15 protein-coding genes and 1 tRNA gene are annotated in these 18,982 nt (G+C 67.4%); 1 reads left to right on the top strand and 15 read right to left on the bottom strand.

Going from position 1 to position 18,982, the window contains the following annotated elements; genetic code table 11:
• Positions 1-10: 10 nt before the first annotated feature.
• Genes H629_RS0109040 through idi form a run of 7 tightly spaced genes read right to left on the bottom strand, consistent with a single transcriptional unit; the run spans position 11 to position 7,908 of the window.
• A complete protein-coding gene (locus H629_RS0109040; RefSeq protein ID WP_024356948.1) occupies positions 11-2,218 on the bottom strand; it encodes an MMPL family transporter in 2,208 nt (735 codons plus the stop codon).
• Positions 2,215-3,393: a prenyltransferase gene (locus H629_RS0109035; RefSeq protein WP_024356947.1), complete on the bottom strand. Its 1,179-nt coding sequence runs from the start codon at positions 3,391-3,393 to the stop codon at positions 2,215-2,217. Before H629_RS0109035 ends, H629_RS0109040 begins: the two co-directional genes overlap by 4 nt.
• Complete coding sequence (locus H629_RS0109030; RefSeq protein ID WP_024356946.1) at positions 3,390-3,722, bottom strand: lycopene cyclase domain-containing protein; 333 nt, start codon at positions 3,720-3,722, stop codon at positions 3,390-3,392. Before H629_RS0109030 ends, H629_RS0109035 begins: the two co-directional genes overlap by 4 nt.
• Entirely contained in the window at positions 3,722-5,326 is a 1,605-nt protein-coding gene (gene crtI / locus H629_RS0109025; protein ID WP_024356945.1) for a phytoene desaturase family protein, read from the bottom strand. Before crtI ends, H629_RS0109030 begins: the two co-directional genes overlap by 1 nt.
• A complete protein-coding gene (locus H629_RS0109020) occupies positions 5,323-6,252 on the bottom strand; it encodes a phytoene/squalene synthase family protein (protein WP_029746790.1) in 930 nt (309 codons plus the stop codon). Before H629_RS0109020 ends, crtI begins: the two co-directional genes overlap by 4 nt.
• A complete protein-coding gene (locus H629_RS0109015; RefSeq protein ID WP_024356943.1) occupies positions 6,252-7,364 on the bottom strand; it encodes a polyprenyl synthetase family protein in 1,113 nt (370 codons plus the stop codon). Before H629_RS0109015 ends, H629_RS0109020 begins: the two co-directional genes overlap by 1 nt.
• The gene (gene idi / locus H629_RS0109010; protein ID WP_024356942.1) at positions 7,357-7,908 is read right to left on the bottom strand and encodes an isopentenyl-diphosphate Delta-isomerase; all 552 of its coding nucleotides are present in this window, start codon (positions 7,906-7,908) and stop codon (positions 7,357-7,359) included. The genes H629_RS0109015 and idi overlap by 8 nt, the downstream gene beginning before the upstream one ends.
• A gap of 115 nt (positions 7,909-8,023) precedes the next feature.
• On the opposite strand from idi, the gene H629_RS0109005 reads away from it, so the two are divergent.
• A complete protein-coding gene (locus H629_RS0109005) occupies positions 8,024-8,641 on the top strand; it encodes a MarR family winged helix-turn-helix transcriptional regulator (RefSeq protein ID WP_024356941.1) in 618 nt (205 codons plus the stop codon).
• Between the two features lie 48 nt (positions 8,642-8,689).
• Here the strand turns inward: H629_RS0109005 and H629_RS0109000 are convergent.
• The 8 genes from H629_RS0109000 to dnaA all read right to left on the bottom strand — a co-directional run bounded on the left by H629_RS0109000 (position 8,690) and on the right by dnaA (position 18,860).
• Positions 8,690-8,766 (bottom strand) — tRNA-Ile (locus H629_RS0109000).
• A 97-nt stretch (positions 8,767-8,863) separates the two neighbouring features.
• Positions 8,864-9,271 carry a DUF3566 domain-containing protein gene (locus H629_RS0108995; protein ID WP_024356940.1) on the bottom strand — a complete coding sequence of 136 codons (408 nt, stop codon included), beginning with the start codon at positions 9,269-9,271 and terminating at the stop codon, positions 8,864-8,866.
• Positions 9,264-11,828 (bottom strand): DNA gyrase subunit A, encoded by a 2,565-nt coding sequence (gene gyrA, locus H629_RS0108990; protein ID WP_024356939.1) that lies wholly within the window; start codon positions 11,826-11,828, stop codon positions 9,264-9,266. The genes H629_RS0108995 and gyrA overlap by 8 nt, the downstream gene beginning before the upstream one ends.
• Positions 11,818-13,815, bottom strand: a complete 1,998-nt coding sequence (gene gyrB, locus H629_RS0108985) for a DNA topoisomerase (ATP-hydrolyzing) subunit B (RefSeq protein ID WP_024356938.1) — start codon at positions 13,813-13,815, stop codon at positions 11,818-11,820. Before gyrB ends, gyrA begins: the two co-directional genes overlap by 11 nt.
• Positions 13,816-14,164: 349 nt before the next feature.
• Entirely contained in the window at positions 14,165-14,659 is a 495-nt protein-coding gene (locus tag H629_RS0108980; RefSeq protein WP_024356937.1) for a DciA family protein, read from the bottom strand.
• Positions 14,656-15,816, bottom strand: coding sequence for a DNA replication/repair protein RecF (recF, locus tag H629_RS0108975; protein WP_024356936.1), 1,161 nt, complete (start codon positions 15,814-15,816; stop codon positions 14,656-14,658). The genes H629_RS0108980 and recF overlap by 4 nt, the downstream gene beginning before the upstream one ends.
• Positions 15,817-15,828: 12 nt before the next feature.
• The gene (gene dnaN / locus H629_RS0108970; RefSeq protein WP_024356935.1) at positions 15,829-16,971 is read right to left on the bottom strand and encodes a DNA polymerase III subunit beta; all 1,143 of its coding nucleotides are present in this window, start codon (positions 16,969-16,971) and stop codon (positions 15,829-15,831) included.
• 419 nt (positions 16,972-17,390) lie between these two features.
• Positions 17,391-18,860: a chromosomal replication initiator protein DnaA gene (dnaA, locus tag H629_RS0108965; protein WP_024356934.1), complete on the bottom strand. Its 1,470-nt coding sequence runs from the start codon at positions 18,858-18,860 to the stop codon at positions 17,391-17,393.
• Positions 18,861-18,982: the final 122 nt, after the last annotated feature.

The raw sequence follows: 18,982 nt of genomic DNA, 5'->3' as shown, positions 1-18,982 counted from the left end.
CGCCCCCGCATCACGCCACCGCGCGCCGCCGGCTCAGCTTCGACGGCCACCACACGGCCGGCCCGATGTCGTACATGAGCGCCGGCACGAGCAGCGCCCGCACGATGAAGGTGTCGAGCAGGACGCCGAACGCGACGATGAACGAGATCTGCGCGAGGAACAGGATCGGGATCACGGAGAGCGCGGCGAACGTCGCGGCGAGCACCAGCCCCGCCGAGGTGATGACGCCGCCGGTGACCGAGAGGCCGCGGATGATGCCCTCGCGGGTGCCGTGGTGCAGGGACTCCTCGCGGATCCTCGTCGCGAGGAAGATGTTGTAGTCGATGCCGAGCGCGACCAGGAACACGAAGCCGTAGAGCGGCACCGCCGGATCCGCCCCCGGGAAGTCGAACACGAAGTCGAACACCAGCGCCGACACTCCGAGCGCCGTGCCGAAGGAGACGACGGTCGTGAGCACCAGCAGCACGGGGGCGACCACCGAGCGCAGCAGCAGCATCAGGATCACGAGGATCACCAGCAGCACGATCGGGATGATGAGCGTGCGATCGTGGATCGACGCGTCGTTCGTGTCGATCGCGGTGGCCGTGACACCGCCCACGAGGGCGTCGGTGCCGTCGGCGGCGAACGCCGCGCGGAGCTCGCGCACCGTCTGCTCGGCGGCCGCCGAGTCCGCGGCGTCCGTGAGGGTGCCCTGCAGCAGCACCTCTCCCTCCGACACGGTCGGCTCCGGCGCCGGAGTGCCGGGCGGGCCGAACGCGCTGATGCCGTCGGCCGTGACCGGCGCCGTGCCCGACGGCGAGTCGGTGCTGAGCACCGCCACCCCGTCGACGCCGTCGCTGCCGAGCAGCACGTCGGCCGCGGTCTGCAGCTGATCCTCGGCGACCAGCACCGACACCGGGCTCCCCGATCCCCCGGGGAAATGCTCGCCCAGCGCGGCCTGGCCGTCGCGCGCCTCGGATGCGCCCAGCACGAGATCCGACTGCGGCACGCCCTGCGCCTGCAGCTGCGTCACCCCCATCGCGCCGATCAGCAGCACCACCGCGGTGACGATCCAGATCGCGCGCGGCCGTCTGCGAATCAGACGACCCACCCGCGGCCACAGCCCCCGCGAGGGCACCCCGCCCTCGGCCGCCACCACCTCGGGCTCGTACTTCGGGCGCCGCGGCCAGAACCCGGCGCGGCCGAAGGCGAAGAGGATCGACGGCAGCAGCGTCAGCGCGGAGAGCATCGCGAAGACGATGCCGATCGACGCGACGGGCCCGAGCGAGCTGTTCGACTTCAGATCGCTGAAGAGCAGGCAGAGCAGACCCGCGATGACGGTGCCGCCGGACGCCAGGATCGGTTCGAAGGAGCCGCGGATCGCGCGCATCGTCGCCGTCCACTTGTCCTGCTGCACGCGCAGCTCTTCGCGGTAGCGCGACACGTAGAGCAGCGAGTAGTCGGTTGCGGCACCGATCACGAGGATGAAGAGAATGCCCTGCGTCTGCCCGCTGAGCAGCAGCACGCCGGCCTTCGCGAGCCACCACACCGTGAGCAGCGCCACCGTGAGTGCGAACAGGCTCGTGGCGAGCACGGCGACCGGCAGCAGGAACGAGCGGTACACGACGATGAGGATGATGAACACCGCGATGAGCGCGACGAGCAGCAGGATGCCGTCGATGCCGGAGAAGGCCTCGACGAGGTCGGCCGTGAACCCGGCCGGGCCCGTCACGAACGACTCGACGCCGTCGGGTGCCGCCGCCCGCAGCTGCGCCGACATCTCGGAGACGACGTCACCCACCTCGGAGGAGCTGTCGACGGGCACGAACACCTCGAGCGCGAGGCCGTCCTCCGACGGGATCATCGGTGACGCGTCCGGCAGCACGCCGTCGATGCTCGCGAGGTCGTCCACCGCCGTCTGCAGCTGCTCGACCTGGGCATCGCTCAGGCGCTCCGAACCGGCGAACACGATGACCGCCGGGATGGCGTTCTGCTCGCTGAAGTCGCCCAGACGCTCCTGCACCCGCGTCGCATCGGCCGACTCGGGCAGGTAGGAGGTCTGATCGTTCGACGACACCTCGCTCACCTTGCCGAAGTACGGGCCGCCCACGCCCGCACCGGCGAACCAGACGAGGATGAGCAGGGCGGGCAGCAGGATCCTCAGCCAGCGCGGCACGCGGCTGCGCCGCGCGGTGTCGGGTGCGAGAGGCGCCGCGTGGCGCCGGGATGACTCGTTCATGATGAGACGCTCCAGAACAGGATGAGGATCAGGGTGACGAGGAAACCTGAGAGGTAGTTGAGCCAGATGAACCGGCGCCATGCCCGATTGGTGCGGCCGGACTCGGCATCCGACACCCGCATGTACGGGGCACAATTCAGAAGATAGGGGATCGCGACCACCGCGGCCAGGGGGCCGGGCCACGGCACCGCGAGCATGAGCAGCCCCGCCGCGAGCCACAGCACGAGCGCGAGCCGCACGGTGCGCGCCGCACCGAAGGCCGTCGCGATGGAGCCGATCGACGCCTCGCGATCCGGCACGATGTCCTGCACCGCGCCGAATGCGTGCGCCGCGACGCCCCAGATGAAGAACGCGGCGAGAGCGATCAGCAGGCCGCTGTCGACGTGCGCACCCGCAAGCGCGAGCCCCACGACAGCGGGCGTCACGAAGTGCGCGCTCGACGTGAGGGAGTCGAGCACGGGGCGCTCCTTGAAGCGCAGGCCGGGAGCCGAGTAGGCGACGAGCGCGAAGGTGCTCACCGCGATGGCGACGGCCGAGGCGGGAGTGCCGGCGGCCAGCAGGACGATCAGGAACGGCACGTTGCTCGCGAGCGCGAGCCAGAGCAGGGGCCGGTGGAACGCGGGCGGCAGCAGTGCGCCCTCGATGCCGCCCTTGCGGGGGTTCTTGACGTCAGAGGCGTAGTCGAAGACGTCGTTGATGCCGTACATCGCGAGGTTGTAGGGCACGAGGTAGTAGAGCGTTCCCACGACGAGCAGCCAGTCGATCTCGCGCGTGGTGAGCAGCATGGCCGCTGCGAACGGGAAGGCGGTGTTCACCCAGCTCACCGGGCGAGAAGCGATCCAGGCCTGCCGGAGCAGCGCGCCCGCGGGCACCGCCTGGCGACGCGTCAGCAGCGCCCAGAGCGCCGGCAGCGCGATCACCACCGCGAGCGGGTACGCGAAGTCTTCGACGGGCGCGAGCCCCACGCGCACCCCCGACACGAGCCCTGCCTCGTAGGTGAAGAGCCCCGCGCCGATCATGAGCGTGTCGAAGACGGCGGTGAGCACGAGCAGCGCGGCACCGGCCGCCGCCACCGCACCCCACACCGGCCGGGACGGACCCGCGGCGCGCGCGAAGAGCACACCGCCGAGCACCGCCACGGCCAGGAACCCGGCCGAGAGCAGCGCATAGATCATGGGGCCCGCCTCTCGGCGCGACGCGCGATGAGCCGCGCGGCCCCCGTGTACAGCACCATCGTGCAGAGCACGAGGAAGACGAGGAAGACGGGCTCCTCGAGCGGGAGCTCGGGCGCGAGCACGATGCCTGAGGCGATCTCCGATCCGCCCCGCAGGAAGATTCCGGCGGCGATGCCGGCGGCGTCCCACAGCAGCAGGAAACCCGTGCCTGCGAGGGTGACGAGAGCGGCCGCGGCCGCGTCGCGCCAGAAGAAGAGGCGGAAGCGACGATCGATGAGCAGCATGCAGGCGATGCCGATCAGGAGGCATGCGAGGTAGACGAACGACATCATCGCACCGCCTCCGACCGCTGTGGCGCGGGCGACGGGCGCGGCGCCGTCGGGCCGGCGGAGTGATCCCCCCGGATCCGCTTGAGCACCAGCTCGGCGCTGATGAGGCACATCGGCACCCCCACGCCCGGAGCCGTGGTGGCCCCGGCGTAGAACAGGCCCTGCACCCGCTTCGACGCGTTCTGGGCTCGGAACATGGCGCTCTGGCGCAGCACGTGCGCCGGGCCGAGCATGCCTCCCCGCCACGAGTGGTACTGCTCGGCGAAGTCGGCCGGGCCGATGGTGCGCCGCACCACGATCCGCTCCCGCAGATCGGGGATCCCAGCCCACTCTTCGATCTGGCGGATCGCGGCATCCGCCGCCCGCTCCACGCGCGGATCGCCGTCGCCGTCTGCTCCCCCGGCGCCGATCCCCGTATCGGCGGGCACGGGGATCAGCACGAACAGGTTCTCGTGCCCCTCGGGCGCCACGTCGCCATCGGTCGCGCTCGGGCGGCAGACATAGATGGACGCGGGATCCGGCACGCTCGGCTGCTCCCCGAAGATGGCGCGGAAGTTGGCCTGCCAGTCCCGCGTGAAGAAGAGCGAGTGGTGTTCGAGCTGCGGCAGCGACCCGCGCACGCCGAGCAGCACGATGACGGCGCCCGGCCCGCTCTCCAGACGGTCCCACCAGGCCTCGGGGTAGCTGCGCAGCTCGGGCGGCAGCAGCGCCGTCTCGGTGTGGTGCAGATCGGCCCCCGAGACCACGAAGTTGGCGTGCTCGACGTGCTCGGTGCCGTCCGCGTCGACCCAGCGCACGCCGCTCGCGACCGCGCGCTCCCGGGATCGGCGCGTCAGGATCTCGGTGGCTCGCGCCTCGGCGACGATCTCGACGCCCGCATCGCGCGCCAGCTGCTCCACGCGTTCGACGAGGCGCCAGAAGCCGCCCACCGGGTACTGCACCCCCTCATCGAGATCGAGTGCGCTCATCAGGTGGTACATCGCCGGTGCGCGATCGGGATCGGTGCCGAGGAACACCGCCGGGTAGCCGAGCACCTGGCGCAGCAGCGGATCGGCGAAACGCTTGCCTGCGAAGCGTGCGAGCGAGGTGCCCAGCAGCCCGAGCAGCTGCGGCGCCGCTCGCAGCACCTCCGGCGCGGCGAGCGACCGCCAGCGGGTGAACGGGTTGTAGAGGAAGAATCGCTCGGCCATCTCGGACGCGCGGCCCGCCGAGTCGAGATACCGGCGCAGGCGCCGGCCGCTGCCCGGCTCGCGCCGTTCGAACGCGGCCTCGACGCGCGCGCGCCCGTGCGGCACGGTCATCTCCGGCACACGACCGTCCGCCTGCGGTTCGCCGAACACCCGGTATCCCGGGTCGAGCATTCGCAGATCGAGCTGCTCTTCGGCGCTGGTGCCGAGCAGTTCGAAGAAGTGATCGAACACCCGCGGCATGAGGTACCACGACGGCCCGGTGTCGAAGCGGAAGCCGTCGATCTGCAGGCTGCCGGCTCGGCCTCCGATCTGCGCGCGCTGCTCCAGCACACGCACCCGGTGCCCGTCACGGGCGAGCAGCGCGGCGGTCGCGAGGCCTGCGATGCCGCCTCCGATGACGATGGTGCGCGTCATGCGAGCACCACCCTGCGTGCCGACACGATCGCCTGCAGCGCGAGCCAAGCCTTCACCGGGTTCGAGACGCGGGCGCGTCGCTCGCGAAGCCCCTCGGCGGGAGTGCGCGCGATCTGCTCCGTCAGCCTCGCGAAGAACCGCAGGGCGCAGCCCACCGCGCCTCGCGCATCGGCCGGCAGCAGCGGGAGCACGGCTTCGGCGTCGGCGAGCTGCGAGCGGATCGTGCGGATCCACCGCTGCTGCAACTCCGGCGTCAGTTCGATGTCGCCGCTCAGGTAGCCCCGGCCCAGGCGCTCCGTGTCATCGCCCAGGTCTCGCAGGAAGTTGACGTTCTGGAAGGCGGCGCCCAGCTGCCTCGCGCCGTGCTCCAGCCGCCGCAGCTGCTCGGCACTGCGAGCCTCGTCTCGCAGGAAGACCCGCAGGCACATGAGCCCCACCACCTCGGCCGAGCCGTGCACGTAGACGGCGTGATCCGCCTCGTCGAAGGCGCGGATGCCGGCCGGGCTCGGTTCAGCGCTCTGCGCGGCTGCGGGGTCGAGGGGCAGATCCATCCGCATGGACGCGAAGAAGGGCCGCGTGAGGTCGGCGCCGATCGCGGCCTCGCGCGCCGTCCGGGCGAAGGCGTGCACGATCGGATTGCTGCTGTAGCCGGAGCGCACGGCGTCCTCGGTTTCGCGCTCCAGCGCGTCGAGTCGTTCTCGCTGCTCGGCAGCCCCGACACCCGCCTGCTCGGCGACCCCGTCGACGAGTTCGTCGGCGACCCGCACCAGCGCGTAGAGGTTGCGCACGTGGCGTCGGTGGCGCGCGCCGAGCAGCGCCGTCGCCGTGCCGAACGACGTCGAGTAGGTGCGGATGATCCGCCCGGCGGCATCTTCGCAGGCCGCGGTGTAGCGGTCGAGCGCGTCGAGGCGGTCGGTCGCCGGCATCAGACTCGCCTCCCGTCCAGCGAATCGACGATGCCGAGCAGGAAGCCGCGGAGTTCGAGGGGCATCGTCGCGGCCTCGCGCGACACGATCTCGACCGCCAACCGGATGCGATCGTCGACCATCGCCCGCACGAAGCCCTCCGCACCGCACTGCACGAGCAGGGTGCGGATGGCCTCGGCCTCCGCCTTTCCGAACTCGGGCGACCCCAGCAGCGGTTCGATGCTCGGCCAGGCTCCGGTCATCCGAGCGTAGGCGATGATAGCCGTCTCCTTACCCTCGCGGAAGTCGGAGAAGACGTCCTTGCCGTGCTCGCGGCTGTCGCCGAACGCGCAGAGCAGATCGTCCTGCAGCTGGAACGCCACGCCGAGGTGGCGGGCGACCTCGCCCAGCGCTTCCTCGAGCCGGCGGGGGGCACCGGCGAGCACCGCCGCGGCCCGCAGCGGGAGTTCGAAGGTGTAGGTCGCCGTCTTCAAGCGGCTCATTTCGAGCACGGTGTTCAGATCGGACGGGATGATGCGGTCGCCCAGTCCGACGTCGGCGTGCTCGCCGACCACCGATTCGGTCGTCGTGCGTCGCAGCAGGTCGAGGAGCCGACGCCGGGTGTCATCGGCGAGCGGCTCTCTCGCGAAGGCCTGGTGCACCTCGGAGAGCATGAGATCGCCGAGGAGGATACCGCTGCTGCGCGCCCAGTGGAGGGCTCGCTCGTTCGCGGTGCCGGCCTCCTCGCCGCTTGCGAGGATCGCCTCGTGCAGCAGGCGTCCGATCAGGTTCGGCGCTCCCCGGCGGTTGAGATCCTCGTCGATCACGTCGTCATGGAGCAGGAACGAGAAGTGCAGCAGCTCGGTAGCGGCGGCGATGCGCAGAGCGGCGGCGCGGTGCGCGGTGCGGTCGGCGGGCGGATCGGCGATCGCGTCGTAGGCGCCCATGAGCAGCCGCGGTCGCAGCATCTTGCCCCCGAGCAGGCACTCTGCTCCGAGATCCCAGAGCTTGCCGAAGTGCGTGCCGAACGGCACCGCGCTCGCTCGGGCGACGTCGAGCAGCTCCCGCAGCTGCTGCTCGATCTCGGCTCTGACGAGCTCCGCGCTGCGGCGCTCCTGCACGATGTCAGCCACGGTTCTGCGCTCCCCCGAACGCCCCGACGGTCACGAGCGCGGGCAGCTGTTCCCTGAGCCAGGGGCTGAACACGAACGGCGTGGTCTCGAGCGAGCGGATCACGGCGCTGGGTTCGACCCAGATCCACTCTGCGACCTCAGATGGCTCGGGCAGCAGTGGTCCGCGCGCGACCGCGGTGAAGACGGGGCAGATCTCGTTCTCGACGATGCCGCTCGCGTCGATCGCCCGGTAGCGGAAGTTGGGCAACTGCAGGTCGATGCGCTCGACCTCGACGTTCAGTTCCTGGGCCGCGCGTCGATGCACCGCGGTCTCGAGGTCCTCGCGGGGGCCGGGGTGACCGCAGAAGCTGTTGGTCCACACCCCGGGCCAGGTTCGCTTGGCGAGCGCTCGGCGGGTGAGGAGCAGGCGGCCGGCGTCATCCAGGAGGTAGCACGAGAACGCGAGGTGGAGCGGCGTCTCTCCCGTATGCACGTCGCTCTTCGGGGCGGTGCCTGTGGCGCAGCCGTCGTCCCCCATCAGCACGACGAGTTCGATCTGATCCATGCGATCCTCCTTCCGAGCGAGTAAACTTTGCCTTCAAGACATTATTGCGCTTTCGAGATATTACACGCAAGGATACTTTTTCGGAGATATCGCAAACGAACTCTAGGATTACCGTATGGATCATCCCTCCGACGAGACCGTCGACCGGATCTCGGAGAATCTCTACCGGGTCGGCCTGAAAGCGGGCAGCAGCGACCTCGTCGACGTCTCGAACGTGCCCCCGGCGGCCATGGACGAGATCGCCGATCTCATGAACGCCCTCGCGCGGTTGCGCGAGGCAGAGACGAAGCTCTCCGAAGCGTCGCGCAAATACATGAAGCTGAGCGAGCAGGACATGCGCGCCCTGCACTACCTGATCGTCGCGAAGCGCCAGGGAGACATCGTCACCCCCGGCATGCTCGCCGCGCACCTGCGCATCTCCCCCGCCTCGACCACGAAGCTGCTCAACCGGCTCGAACGCGACGCGCACATCGTCCGCAGCATGCACCCGAGCGACCGGCGCGCCTTCATGATCGACATCACCCCGGAGACCGAATCGTCGGCCAAGCAGACCGTGGGGCGTCAGCAGGCGCGGCGCTTCTACGCCGCCGCCCGCCTCACCAGCGAGGAACGGGCGGTCGTCACGCGCTTCCTCACCGACATGGCGAGCGAGATCTCGCTCACGCGCGCCGACTGGGCGAACCCCGCAGAGGCCCCATCAGACTCCCCTGCGGCCGACCCTGCGGCCGAGTAGCCCGGATACGAGAAAGGGCGGCCGATTTCTCGACCGCCCTTACGATTTTGGTGGGGCTACCAGGACTTGAACCTGGGACCTCTTCATTATCAGTGAAGCGCTCTAACCGCCTGAGCTATAGCCCCTTGACCAAGCAACAACATTATCCGATTCGGCCCGAAATCAGAAATCGAGATCGAACGCCGGGCGAGTTGCCGTGGTCGCGCGCGCGAATCGCGCCGCTCAGTTGCTGGTGAAGCCCAGCTGGAAACCGCCCAGCACGCGCACCAGCAGGTTGTAGATGAGCGAGCCGATCGCACCGAGCGCCGTGCCCACGATGGTGTTCAGGATCCCGACTACCACCGAGAAGCCGAGCACCTGCGAGAAGCCGATGAACTTCATCAGGCTGTTGTCCTCGCCCACGATGTCCATGAACAGGGCATCGACCTGCGAGAACACGCCCGTCTGCATGAGCACTGTGTAGATGAGGATCGCAGAGACCACGCTCACGATGCCCACGCACAGCGACACCAGGAACGAGAACTTCACCGCCGACCAGAAGTCAATGTAGACGAGCTTCAGGCGAACCTGCTTCGCGGGGGCCTTCTTGCGGGTCTTCTTTGCCAGCTTGTCGGCGACAGTGTTACTCATTCACGTCTTCCTTGTTCTCTGCGTTCTCGGTGCCCAGGGACTCGGACTCTTCATCGTCGAGCCCGCGCTCCGTGTTTCGCGCGATGCCAATGATACGGTCCCGCTCTGGGAATCGCGCAAAGACGACGCCCATGGTGTTGCGCCCCTTCGCCGGGACCTCGGCCACCGCGGAACGCACGACCTTGCCGCTGGCGAGCACCGCGAGCACCTCGTCCGTCTCCTCCACGATGAGCGCACCCACGAGATCGCCGCGGTTCTCATCGAGCTTCGCGACCTTGATGCCGTAGCCGCCGCGGTTCTGCACCCGGTACTCGTCGACCGCGGTGCGCTTGGCGTAGCCCCCCTCGGTGACGACGAAGACGTAGCCCTCGACGCCGTCGATCCGCGAGGCCGACAGCAGCGAGTCTCCGTCGCGGAAGTTCATGCCGCGTACACCGCTCGTGGAGCGGCCCATCGGCCGGAGCGCCTGGTCGGAGGCCGTGAAGCGCACCGACATGCCGTGCTTCGACACGAGCAGCACGTCATCGCTCGACTCCGCGATGAGCGCCGAGACCAGCTCGTCGCCCTCGCGGAGCTTGATGGCGATGATGCCGCCCGTGCGATTGGTGTCGTACTCGGTGAGCGCGGTCTTCTTCACCAGGCCGTCGCGTGTCGCGAGCACCAGGAACCAGCCCTCGGTGAAGTCGCGAATGTCGAGGATCTGCGTGACGGTCTCCTCCGGAGCGAGCGCCAGCAGGTTCGCCAGGTGCTGGCCCTTGGAATCCCGGCCGCCCTCGGGCACCTCATAGGTCTTGGCCCGGTAGACGCGGCCCGTGTTCGTGAAGAACAGCAGCCAGTGGTGCGTGGTCGTGACGAAGAAATGCTCCACGATGTCATCGGCGCGCAGCTGCGCGCCCTTCACGCCCTTGCCGCCGCGGTGCTGCGAGCGGTAGTTGTCGATGCGGGTGCGCTTCACGTAACCGCCGCGCGTGACAGTGACCACCATCTCCTCTTCGGGGATGAGGTCTTCCATCGACATGTCGCCGTCGAAACCGTGCAGGATCGTGGTGCGGCGCTCGTCGCCGTACTTGTGGACGAGCTCGCCGAGCTCCTCGATCACGATCGCGCGCTGCTCGGTGGGCGAGGCGAGGATGCCTTCGTACTCCTTGATCTGCGCTTCGAGCTTCGCGGCGAGATCGAGGATCTTCTGCCGCTCCATCGCCGCGAGGCGGCGCAGCTGCAGTCCGAGGATCGCGTCGGCCTGGATCTGGTCCACGTCGAGGAGCGCCATGAGGCCTTCTCGAGCCTCCTCCACCGTGGGAGAGCGGCGGATCAGCGCGATGACCTCGTCGAGCGCGTCGAGCGCCTTCAGGTAGCCGCGCTGGATGTGGGCTTCGGCCTCCGCCTTCCGCAGACGGAACTCGGTGCGGCGCACGATGACCTCGATCTGGTGCTTCGCCCAGGCCGTGATGAAGCCGTCGAGCGCGAGCGTGCGGGGCACGCCGTCGACGATGGCGAGCATGTTCGCGCCGAAGTTCTCCTGCAGCTGCGTGTGCTTGTACAGGTTGTTCAGCACGACCTTCGCGATCGCATCGCGCTTCAGCACCACGACCAGGCGCTGGCCGGTACGGCCACTCGTCTCGTCGCGGATGTCGGCGATGCCCTGAACCTTGTTGTCCTTGACGAGGTCGGCGATCTTCACCGCGAGATTGTCGGGGTTCACCTGGTACGGCAGCTCGGTGACGACGAGACAGGTGCGGCCCTGGATCTCCTCGATGTTGACCACGGCGCGCATGGTGATCGATCCGCGCCCCGTGCGGTAGGCCTCGCGGATCCCCTTGGTGCCGAGAATCTGGGCGCCCGTCGGGAAGTCGGGGCCCTTGACCCGCGCCATGAGCGCTTCGAGCAGTTCTTCCCGGCTCGCGTCGGGATGCTCGAGGTGCCAGATCGCGGCCTCGGAGACCTCTCGCAGGTTGTGCGGGGGGATGTTCGTGGCCATGCCGACCGCGATGCCGACCGAGCCGTTGACGAGCAGGTTCGGGAAGCGCGCCGTGAGCACGGTCGGCTCCTGCGTGCGGCCGTCGTAGTTGTCCTGGAAGTCGACGGTCTCTTCGTCGATGTCGCGCACCATCTCCATGGCGAGCTGCGACATCTTCGTCTCGGTGTAACGGTGCGCGGCCGCGCCGTCGTTACCGGGAGATCCGAAGTTGCCCTGTCCGAGCGCGAGCGGGTAGCGCATCGCCCACGGCTGCACGAGTCGCACGAGCGAGTCGTAGACCGCGCTGTCGCCGTGCGGATGGAACTGGCCCATCACGTCGCCGATGACACGGGTGCACTTCGAGAACGCCTTGTCCGGGCGGTAGCCGCCGTCGTACATCGTGTAGATCACGCGCCGGTGCACGGGCTTCAAGCCGTCGCGCACATCGGGCAGAGCGCGACCGACGATCACGCTCATCGCGTAGTCGAGGTAGGAGCGCTGCATCTCGAGCTGCAGGTCGACCTGGTCGATCCTGCCGTGGTTCGCCTCTTCGCCGGCTTCCTGCTCGAGGTTCTCGGGGGTGGTGTTCTCAGATGTCAAGGAAACGCACGTCCTTCGCGTTCTGCTGGATGAAGCCTCGGCGCGCCTCGACGTCCTCGCCCATCAGGGTGGCGAAGATCTCGTCGGCGGCTGCCGCGTCGTCCATGGTGATCTGCCGCAGCGTTCGGGTCTCGGGGCTCATGGTGGTCTCCCAGAGCTCCTCGTAGTTCATCTCGCCGAGGCCCTTGTAGCGCTGCACGCCGCTCTCCTTCTGGAGGCGCTTGCCGTTCTCGGCGCCGAGCTTGAGCAGGGCGTCGCGCTCCGAGTCGCTGTAGGCGTACTCGTGCTCGGCGTTGACCCACTTGATGCGGTAGAGCGGGGGCTGCGCGAGGTAGACGTAGCCGAGGTCGATGAGCGGACGCATGTACCGGAAGAGCAGCGTCAGCAGCAGCGTGGTGATGTGCTGCCCGTCCACATCGGCGTCGGCCATGAGCACGATCTTGTGATAGCGGGCCTTCTCGGGATCGAACTCCTCGCCGATGCCGGCGCCGAAGGCGGTGATCATCGCCTGCACTTCGGCGTTGCCGAGCGCGCGGTCGAGTCGGGCCTTCTCGACGTTCAGGATCTTGCCGCGCAGCGGCAGAATCGCCTGCGTCGCGGGGTTGCGGCCCTGCACGGCGGAACCGCCTGCGGAGTCGCCCTCCACGATGAAGATCTCGGAGATCGAGGGATCCTTCGAGGAGCAGTCCTTGAGCTTGCCGGGCATGCCGCCCGACTCGAGGAGGCCCTTGCGGCGCGCGGTCTCCCGCGCCTTCCGTGCGGCGAGGCGCGCGGTCGCGGCCTGGATGGCCTTGCGGATGATCTCCTTCGCCGCGCTGGGGTTGCGCTCGAACCAGTCTCCCAGCTGATCTCCGACGACCTTCTGCACGAACGCCTTCGCCTCGGTGTTGCCGAGCTTGGTCTTCGTCTGGCCCTCGAACTGCGGCTCGCCGAGCTTGACCGAGATGACGGCGGTCAGGCCCTCGCGCACGTCGTCGCCGGAGAGGTTGTCGTCCTTCTCGCGCAGGATGTTCTTCTCTCGGGCGTACTTGTTGACGAGCGTGGTGAGCGCCGCCCGGAAGCCCTCCTCGTGAGTGCCGCCCTCGTGGGTGTTGATCGTGTTCGCGTAGGTGTGGACGCTCTCGGTGTACGCCGTGGTCCACTGCATCGCGATCTCGGCCGAGATCTTGCGCTCCGTGTCTTCGAGCTCGAAGGAGATGATCTCGTCGTGCACGAGTTCTGCGCGCTTGGCCGAGTTCAGGTAGTGGACGTAGTCCTCGATGCCCTTCTCGTACAGGAACTCGTCGTGCGGAGCAGGCGGCGCAACGAGCTCGCCCTCCTCGTTCTCGACGGGATCCTGCGGCCGCAGATCGGTGATGATGATCTTGAGGCCCTTGTTCAGGAAGGCCATCTGCTGGAACCGCGTGCGCAGCGTCGGGTAGTCGAACTCGACGGTCTCGAAGATCTCGGCGCTCGGCCAGAACGTGATGGTAGTGCCGGTCTCCTCGCTCGGCTCGCCCTGGGCGAGCGGCGCATCGGGCACGCTGCCCGTGAACGACATGTTCCACGTGAAACCCTGCCGCTTGACCTCGACCTCGAAACGGCTGGAGAGGGCATTCACCACTGACGAGCCGACGCCGTGCAGGCCGCCCGAGACGGCGTAACCGCCGCCGCCGAACTTGCCGCCGGCGTGCAGCACGGTGAGCACGACCTCGACGGTCGACTTCGAGGGATCGGATGAGTGAGGATCGACCGGGATGCCGCGCCCGTTGTCGACGACGCGCACTCCCCCGTCTTCCCGGATGGTCACGTCAATGGTGTCGCAGTGGCCGGCCAGCGCCTCGTCGACGGAGTTGTCGACGATCTCATAGACGAGGTGGTGCAAACCACGCGGACCCGTGGAACCGATGTACATGCCAGGACGCTTGCGTACTGCCTCGAGGCCCTCGAGCACCTGGATTGCACCGGCGCCGTAGTCTTCCGCAGTCGCGGCCTGTTCTGAACTCATGCCTTCAATGATCCTTTTCCGGCCCTCTCAGCGTGTTTTTACGCTCAGGACACTTCCGCACGCCAGTCTATCAAGAACAGGCCGAGAAAAGGCCCGCGGCGGGCCGCTGGAGGCCATATCCGAAGGTGGATCGACCCCCACTTCAGGGGCGGTGACATGATCACGCGGCTCAGAGGCGCTCTCCGCGCTCTGCGCAGAGAAGCGAACCCCTCTGCGCATCGGTCTTCGAGAACAGCGAAAGCGGAGGCCCGGGTTCTCGCACCGCAGACGAATGCCAACCGTAGTCGAGGCCGCGCGAAGCCCTCCGGGCAAGCCTACTCCCGAGCGCGCCGGCACGCTCTGAGCACTGCTACCCGTAGGTATCGCGGGGGCCTCGACCCTTGACGGTTCGCGGTCCGTGCCGCCAACTCGGGGCCCCCGGGGCAAGAAATCGCAGATCACGGACCTCCGCATCGGGGTAATCCCGCAGCAAGCGCGTCAGCATTTCCGCTCGAAGGCGGCGCAACTCAGTGGCCCAGGTCGTCGAGTCGCACTGGATCTGCAGCACGCCGTTGCTGATGCCGATCACCTCGGTGTGCTCCGCGGTCGCCTCCCCCGCGAACTCGGGCCACTCGGCCAAGAGCCGGGCTTGCTCCAGCTCGACACTCCAGCCCATGTCGTTCGCCATGACCAGCAGCACCTCTCCGAGCGCTCGAGGATCACGGCCACCGCCGAACGGTCGCCCCCCGGGCGCGTCCTCGTCCATCCTGCGCCGGTTTCTCCGCCGCAGCGGCGCACCGCGCCAGATGGACTTGGCGCGAAGATAGGCCTCGGTGGCAAAGCCGTTCTCCGCTGGCGACGTCACGCGTCCTCCTCGACAATCCTGCCCGCCTCGATACGGACACAATGCCAGGCTACGCCGTCGGGCACATCGTCTTCTACTGCGGCCGTCACGATGACCTGCTCGAAGTCGTTCACCGCCGACATCAGCCGCTCACGCCGCCGCGAGTCGAGCTCAGCGAATACGTCATCGAGGATGATGACGGGATCACCCGCGGGCGATTCGGCTCGCAGCACCGTTGCAAGGGCGATCTTCAGCGAGAGTGCGAACGACCACGATTCGCCATGACTGGCGTATCCCTTAACGGGGAGACCGTTCAGGCTCAGCAGCAGATCATCCCGATGCGGCCCCACCAGGGTGACGCCTCGCTCGATCTCGCGCCCGCGCACAGCGCGCAACGCAGCCCGGAACTCCTCGGCGAGCGTTTCACGTGAAACATCCGCAAGTTCCTCAGCGCTGCGCGTTTCACGTGAAACATCGGGGAGTGCCCCCTCCACCGACTCCTGAAGACCCAGTGTCGGAGCGTGATCCTCATCGACCAGCGCCCGATATCCAGCGCGCAGCGGTTCGCCGAGGTCGCGCACGAGCTCGCGACGGGCGAGCATGATCTGCACCCCGTATTCGATGAGCTGTTCATCCCAGATGCTCAGCGTCGATTCGAGAGCATCTCCACCTCGACGCGCTGATTTCAGCAGCGAAGTGCGCTGACGCACCGCCCGTTCGTAGTCACCAAGAGCGCCTGCAGCGACCGGATGACGCGAAACGAGTGCATCGTCGAGAAAGCGCCGCCGTCCTGAGGGCTCTCCACGAACGATTCCGAGGTCTTCCGGCATGAATGAGACCGCAGAGAACCACCTCGTCACCTCTCGGGGACGTACGGAGTTGCGGTTGACCTGCGCACGGTTCGGGCGATCGCGGTTCAACTGCAGTTCGAGCAGCACATCGCGCTGCGCCGCTTCAACTTTCAGCCGGGCGATCGCGGAGTCAGCACCCGCTCGGATCATCGGCCCGTCGCCCGTCGCCCGATGCGAGCGGAGAATCGCGAAGTATGCGATCGCCTCGACCAGGTTCGTCTTCCCCTGGCCGTTGCGGCCCACCAAGAGATTCGGGCCGGCGGTCAGTTCGAGCTCGGCGGTTGCGTAGTTGCGGAAATCACCGAGCGAGAGATGCGCGACCCGCATCGCTCCCCTCCCCTATCGCAGCAGCAGGTTCGGCTGCAGCAGGTAGCGGAAGCTCTCCTCGTCGGCGTCGTCCTTGCTCCGCTGGCTCGTGATGAGCACCGGTCCCGGCTTCCCGGGATTGTCGGTGCGCGTGAATGCGATGCGAGCGAACTCGGAGTGGGTCGAACGCAGACCATCGAGCAGGAACTGAGGCTTCAGCGAAACCACCATGTCCTCGCCGACGAGGTGGGCATCAACGGTCTCGACCGCCTGCGCCGACTCGGTTCCGGCTGCTTCAAGCGTGACGGTGCCCTCCGCGAAGGAGAACCGCAGCGCGGCTTCGCGCTCCAGCACCAGACCGACGCGTCCGACGGATTCGACGAGCTCCGCCGTGTTCACCACGGAGTAGTTGTCGACACCGCTCGGGAAGAGCCGGCCCACCGGAGGGTAGTTGCCCTTGATGAGCAGCGAGGTCACGGTCTTCGATCCGCCGGTGAAGGCGATGAGCTCGCGCTCGTCGTCCTTGATGATGGAAACCTGCACCTGACCGTCGCCGGAGAAGGTCTTGCCGACCTCGGTCACGATCTTCGAAGGCACAAGCGCGCTGAGATCGCTCTGGCCGCTCTGGTTCTCCCAGTCGATGCTGCGGGTAGCGACGCGGTATCGGTCGGTTGCAGTGAGGGTGAGGGAGTTCTCGCTCACCTCGAACTGCACGCCCGCGATCACGGGGGTCACATCGTCCTTCGATGCCGCCAGCGACACCTGGGCAATCGCATCGGCGAAGAGATTGGCCGGCACCGAACCGGAGATCGAATCGATCTGGGGGACCTGGGGGTACTCCTCCACCGGCATGGCCGGCAGGCGGAAGGACGCCGATCCGCACCGCACCTCGACCCGGTTCTCCACGAGCGACAGCTCCACATCCGCGTGCGGAAGGCGCTGAGCGATCTCACTCAGCAGGCGACCGGAGACCAGTGCGCGACCCGCTTCTGACACATCGGCGGTCACGCTCGTGCGTGCGGAGACCTCGTAGTCGAAAGAGGAGACCGTGAGCTGATCGCCCTCTGCCTCGATGAGTGCGCCACTCAGCAGCGGCTGGGTGGGACGCTGCGGAAGCAGCTTCACCGCGAACGACACGGCGTCGCTGAACACGTCACGGTTGACGGTGAATCGCATCTGGCTTCCCTCCCACGCACATGAGCGCGTGAATCTCATCGGTTCACAATCTTTGCATACTCGGAGGCGAGGGGCATCCGCCGGCTTCGTGTGAGGCTGGAACGATCGGTCGATCCCCAGCCGGTCTGCGTGATCGAGTGCCCGTTAACAAGAATTGGGATGTTAACAGTGTTAACAGCTGTGGATACTGTGGATAACTCGCGACATCCCAGTATTCCGTAGAGAACTACAGGTCTGTGAGTTGTTGGCGAAGGCGGGATGAGTGGGGATCGGCAGAATGACGCGGAATTCTTGTCGTTCACCAGTTTCCACAGGCGCCCCGCTTCCCTCCACAGATTTGTGCGACTTCTCCCCATCTATTCACAGGGCGGTGGAAAACTGTGGATAAATTCGTCCGCCGCAAGCGGCGGACGAAGCCCTCAGCGGGAGCCCTGCTTGATGCGCGTCGTGAGCTCGGTCACCTGGTTGTAGATCGATCGCCGCTCCGCGATGAGCTGCGAGATCTTCTTGTGCGCGTACATCACGGTCGTGTGGTCGCGCCCCCCGAAGAGCTGCCCGATCTTCGGCAGCGACAGCGGGGTCAGTTCACGGCAGAGGTACATCGCGATCTGCCGCGCCGTCGCGATCTGCTGGGCGCGCGTGGGGCCGTACAGGTCGTCGACCGACAGATCGAAGTACTCGGCGGTGCGGCTGATGATGTCGGAGGGCTGCACCTCGTTGTCGGCGTCGAGGGTGATGAGATCCTTGAGCACGGTGTGCACGAGCGGCATGTCGATGCGCTGCTGATTGAGACTCGCATAAGCGGTCACGCGGATCAGGGTGCCCTCGAGCTCTCGAATGTTCGAGGAGAACTTGCTGGCGATGAACTCGAGGATGTTGTGATCGATCTCCAGGCTCTCGCGCTGCGCCTTCTTACGGAGGATCGCGATGCGCGTCTCGAGGTCGGGCGCCTGGATGTCGGTCAGCAGACCCCACTCGAAGCGGGACAGCATCCGCTCCTCGAAACCGCGCAGCTGCTTCGGCTGCACGTCGCTCGTGATGACGACCTGCTTGTTGTGATCGTGCAGGGTGTTGAAGGTGTGGAAGAACGCCTCCTGCGTCTCGACCTTGTCCTCGAGGAACTGGATGTCGTCGACGAGCAGGATGTCCACGCTGCGGTAGCGGGCGTGGAAGGCGGCGCCCTGGTTGTTCGCGATCGAGTTGATGAAGTCGTTCGTGAAGTCTTCGGAGCTGACGTAGCGCACGCGAACACTGGGGAACAGCTCGCGGGCGTAGTGACCGATGGCGTGGAGCAGGTGCGTCTTGCCCAGACCGGAGTCGCCGTAGATGAAGAGCGGGTTGTAGGCGCGTGCCGGCGCCTCGGCCACGGCGACCGCAGCCGCGTGGGCGAATCGGTTGGACTGTCCGATGACGAAGCTGTCGAAGCGGTACTTCTCATTGAGGCGGCTGTCGAGCTGCTCGTCGATCCCGTGCCGGCTGCGCGGCTCGGAGACGGGGCGATGGGCATCGTGGCGCAGCGGTGCACTGGCGTGCAGGCCCGGGTCAGTATCGAGTCCGTGCAGCGGAGCCGCTGCCGGCGCGGCTGTGGGCTCCGGTTCGGGATCGAGCGCCGGGTGGGCGTCCTCGTCGACGATCACCACGAAGTTCTCGATCTCCTGCGCTTCGGGGATGCCTGCGATGGCGTTCATGATCGCGGGGCGCAGGCGGTTCTCGAGGAGCTTGAGCGTGAACTCGAGCTGCACGGCGAGGTAGAGGGTTCCGGCGGCGATGCCTCGGGGAACTGCGAGAGCCAGTTGCGCGCCGACGGCCGGACCAACGGCGGGATCGGCCATGACGGTCTGGGTGACTCGGCCCCAGACTTCTTGCAGTTCGTCGTCTGTCACGCGGATACTCGGTTCGGTCTCGTAGCTGGAAGAAGATATGTTATGCCCAGCTTTATCCACAGCTTGACGAGCGTGAATCCCCGGGATTACTGGGGAGTTCGGGCCGGACGAACACCTGCGCCCACGTT

Source organism: Leucobacter chironomi DSM 19883 (assembly GCF_000421845.1).
Taxonomy (GTDB): Bacteria; Actinomycetota; Actinomycetes; order Actinomycetales; family Microbacteriaceae; genus Leucobacter; species Leucobacter chironomi.
This window is presented reverse-complemented; position numbering and strand designations above follow the sequence as displayed.

Excerpts from the sequence above, each read along its gene's own strand:
- dnaN (WP_024356935.1), bottom strand. The coding sequence starts at position 16,971 with ATGCGATTCACCGTCAACCGTGACGTGTTCAGCGACGCCGTGTCGTTC.
- H629_RS0109040 (WP_024356948.1), bottom strand. The coding sequence starts at position 2,218 with ATGAACGAGTCATCCCGGCGCCACGCGGCGCCTCTCGCACCCGACACC.
- H629_RS0109020 (WP_029746790.1), bottom strand. The coding sequence starts at position 6,252 with ATGCCGGCGACCGACCGCCTCGACGCGCTCGACCGCTACACCGCGGCC.
- crtI (WP_024356945.1), bottom strand. The coding sequence starts at position 5,326 with ATGACGCGCACCATCGTCATCGGAGGCGGCATCGCAGGCCTCGCGACC.
- recF (WP_024356936.1), bottom strand. The coding sequence starts at position 15,816 with ATGCGGGTCGCGCATCTCTCGCTCGGTGATTTCCGCAACTACGCAACC.
- H629_RS0109035 (WP_024356947.1), bottom strand. The coding sequence starts at position 3,393 with ATGATCTATGCGCTGCTCTCGGCCGGGTTCCTGGCCGTGGCGGTGCTC.
- H629_RS0109030 (WP_024356946.1), bottom strand. The coding sequence starts at position 3,722 with ATGTCGTTCGTCTACCTCGCATGCCTCCTGATCGGCATCGCCTGCATG.
- H629_RS0109005 (WP_024356941.1), top strand. The coding sequence starts at position 8,024 with ATGGATCATCCCTCCGACGAGACCGTCGACCGGATCTCGGAGAATCTC.
- gyrB (WP_024356938.1), bottom strand. The coding sequence starts at position 13,815 with ATGAGTTCAGAACAGGCCGCGACTGCGGAAGACTACGGCGCCGGTGCA.
- idi (WP_024356942.1), bottom strand. The coding sequence starts at position 7,908 with ATGGATCAGATCGAACTCGTCGTGCTGATGGGGGACGACGGCTGCGCC.
- H629_RS0108995 (WP_024356940.1), bottom strand. The coding sequence starts at position 9,271 with ATGAGTAACACTGTCGCCGACAAGCTGGCAAAGAAGACCCGCAAGAAG.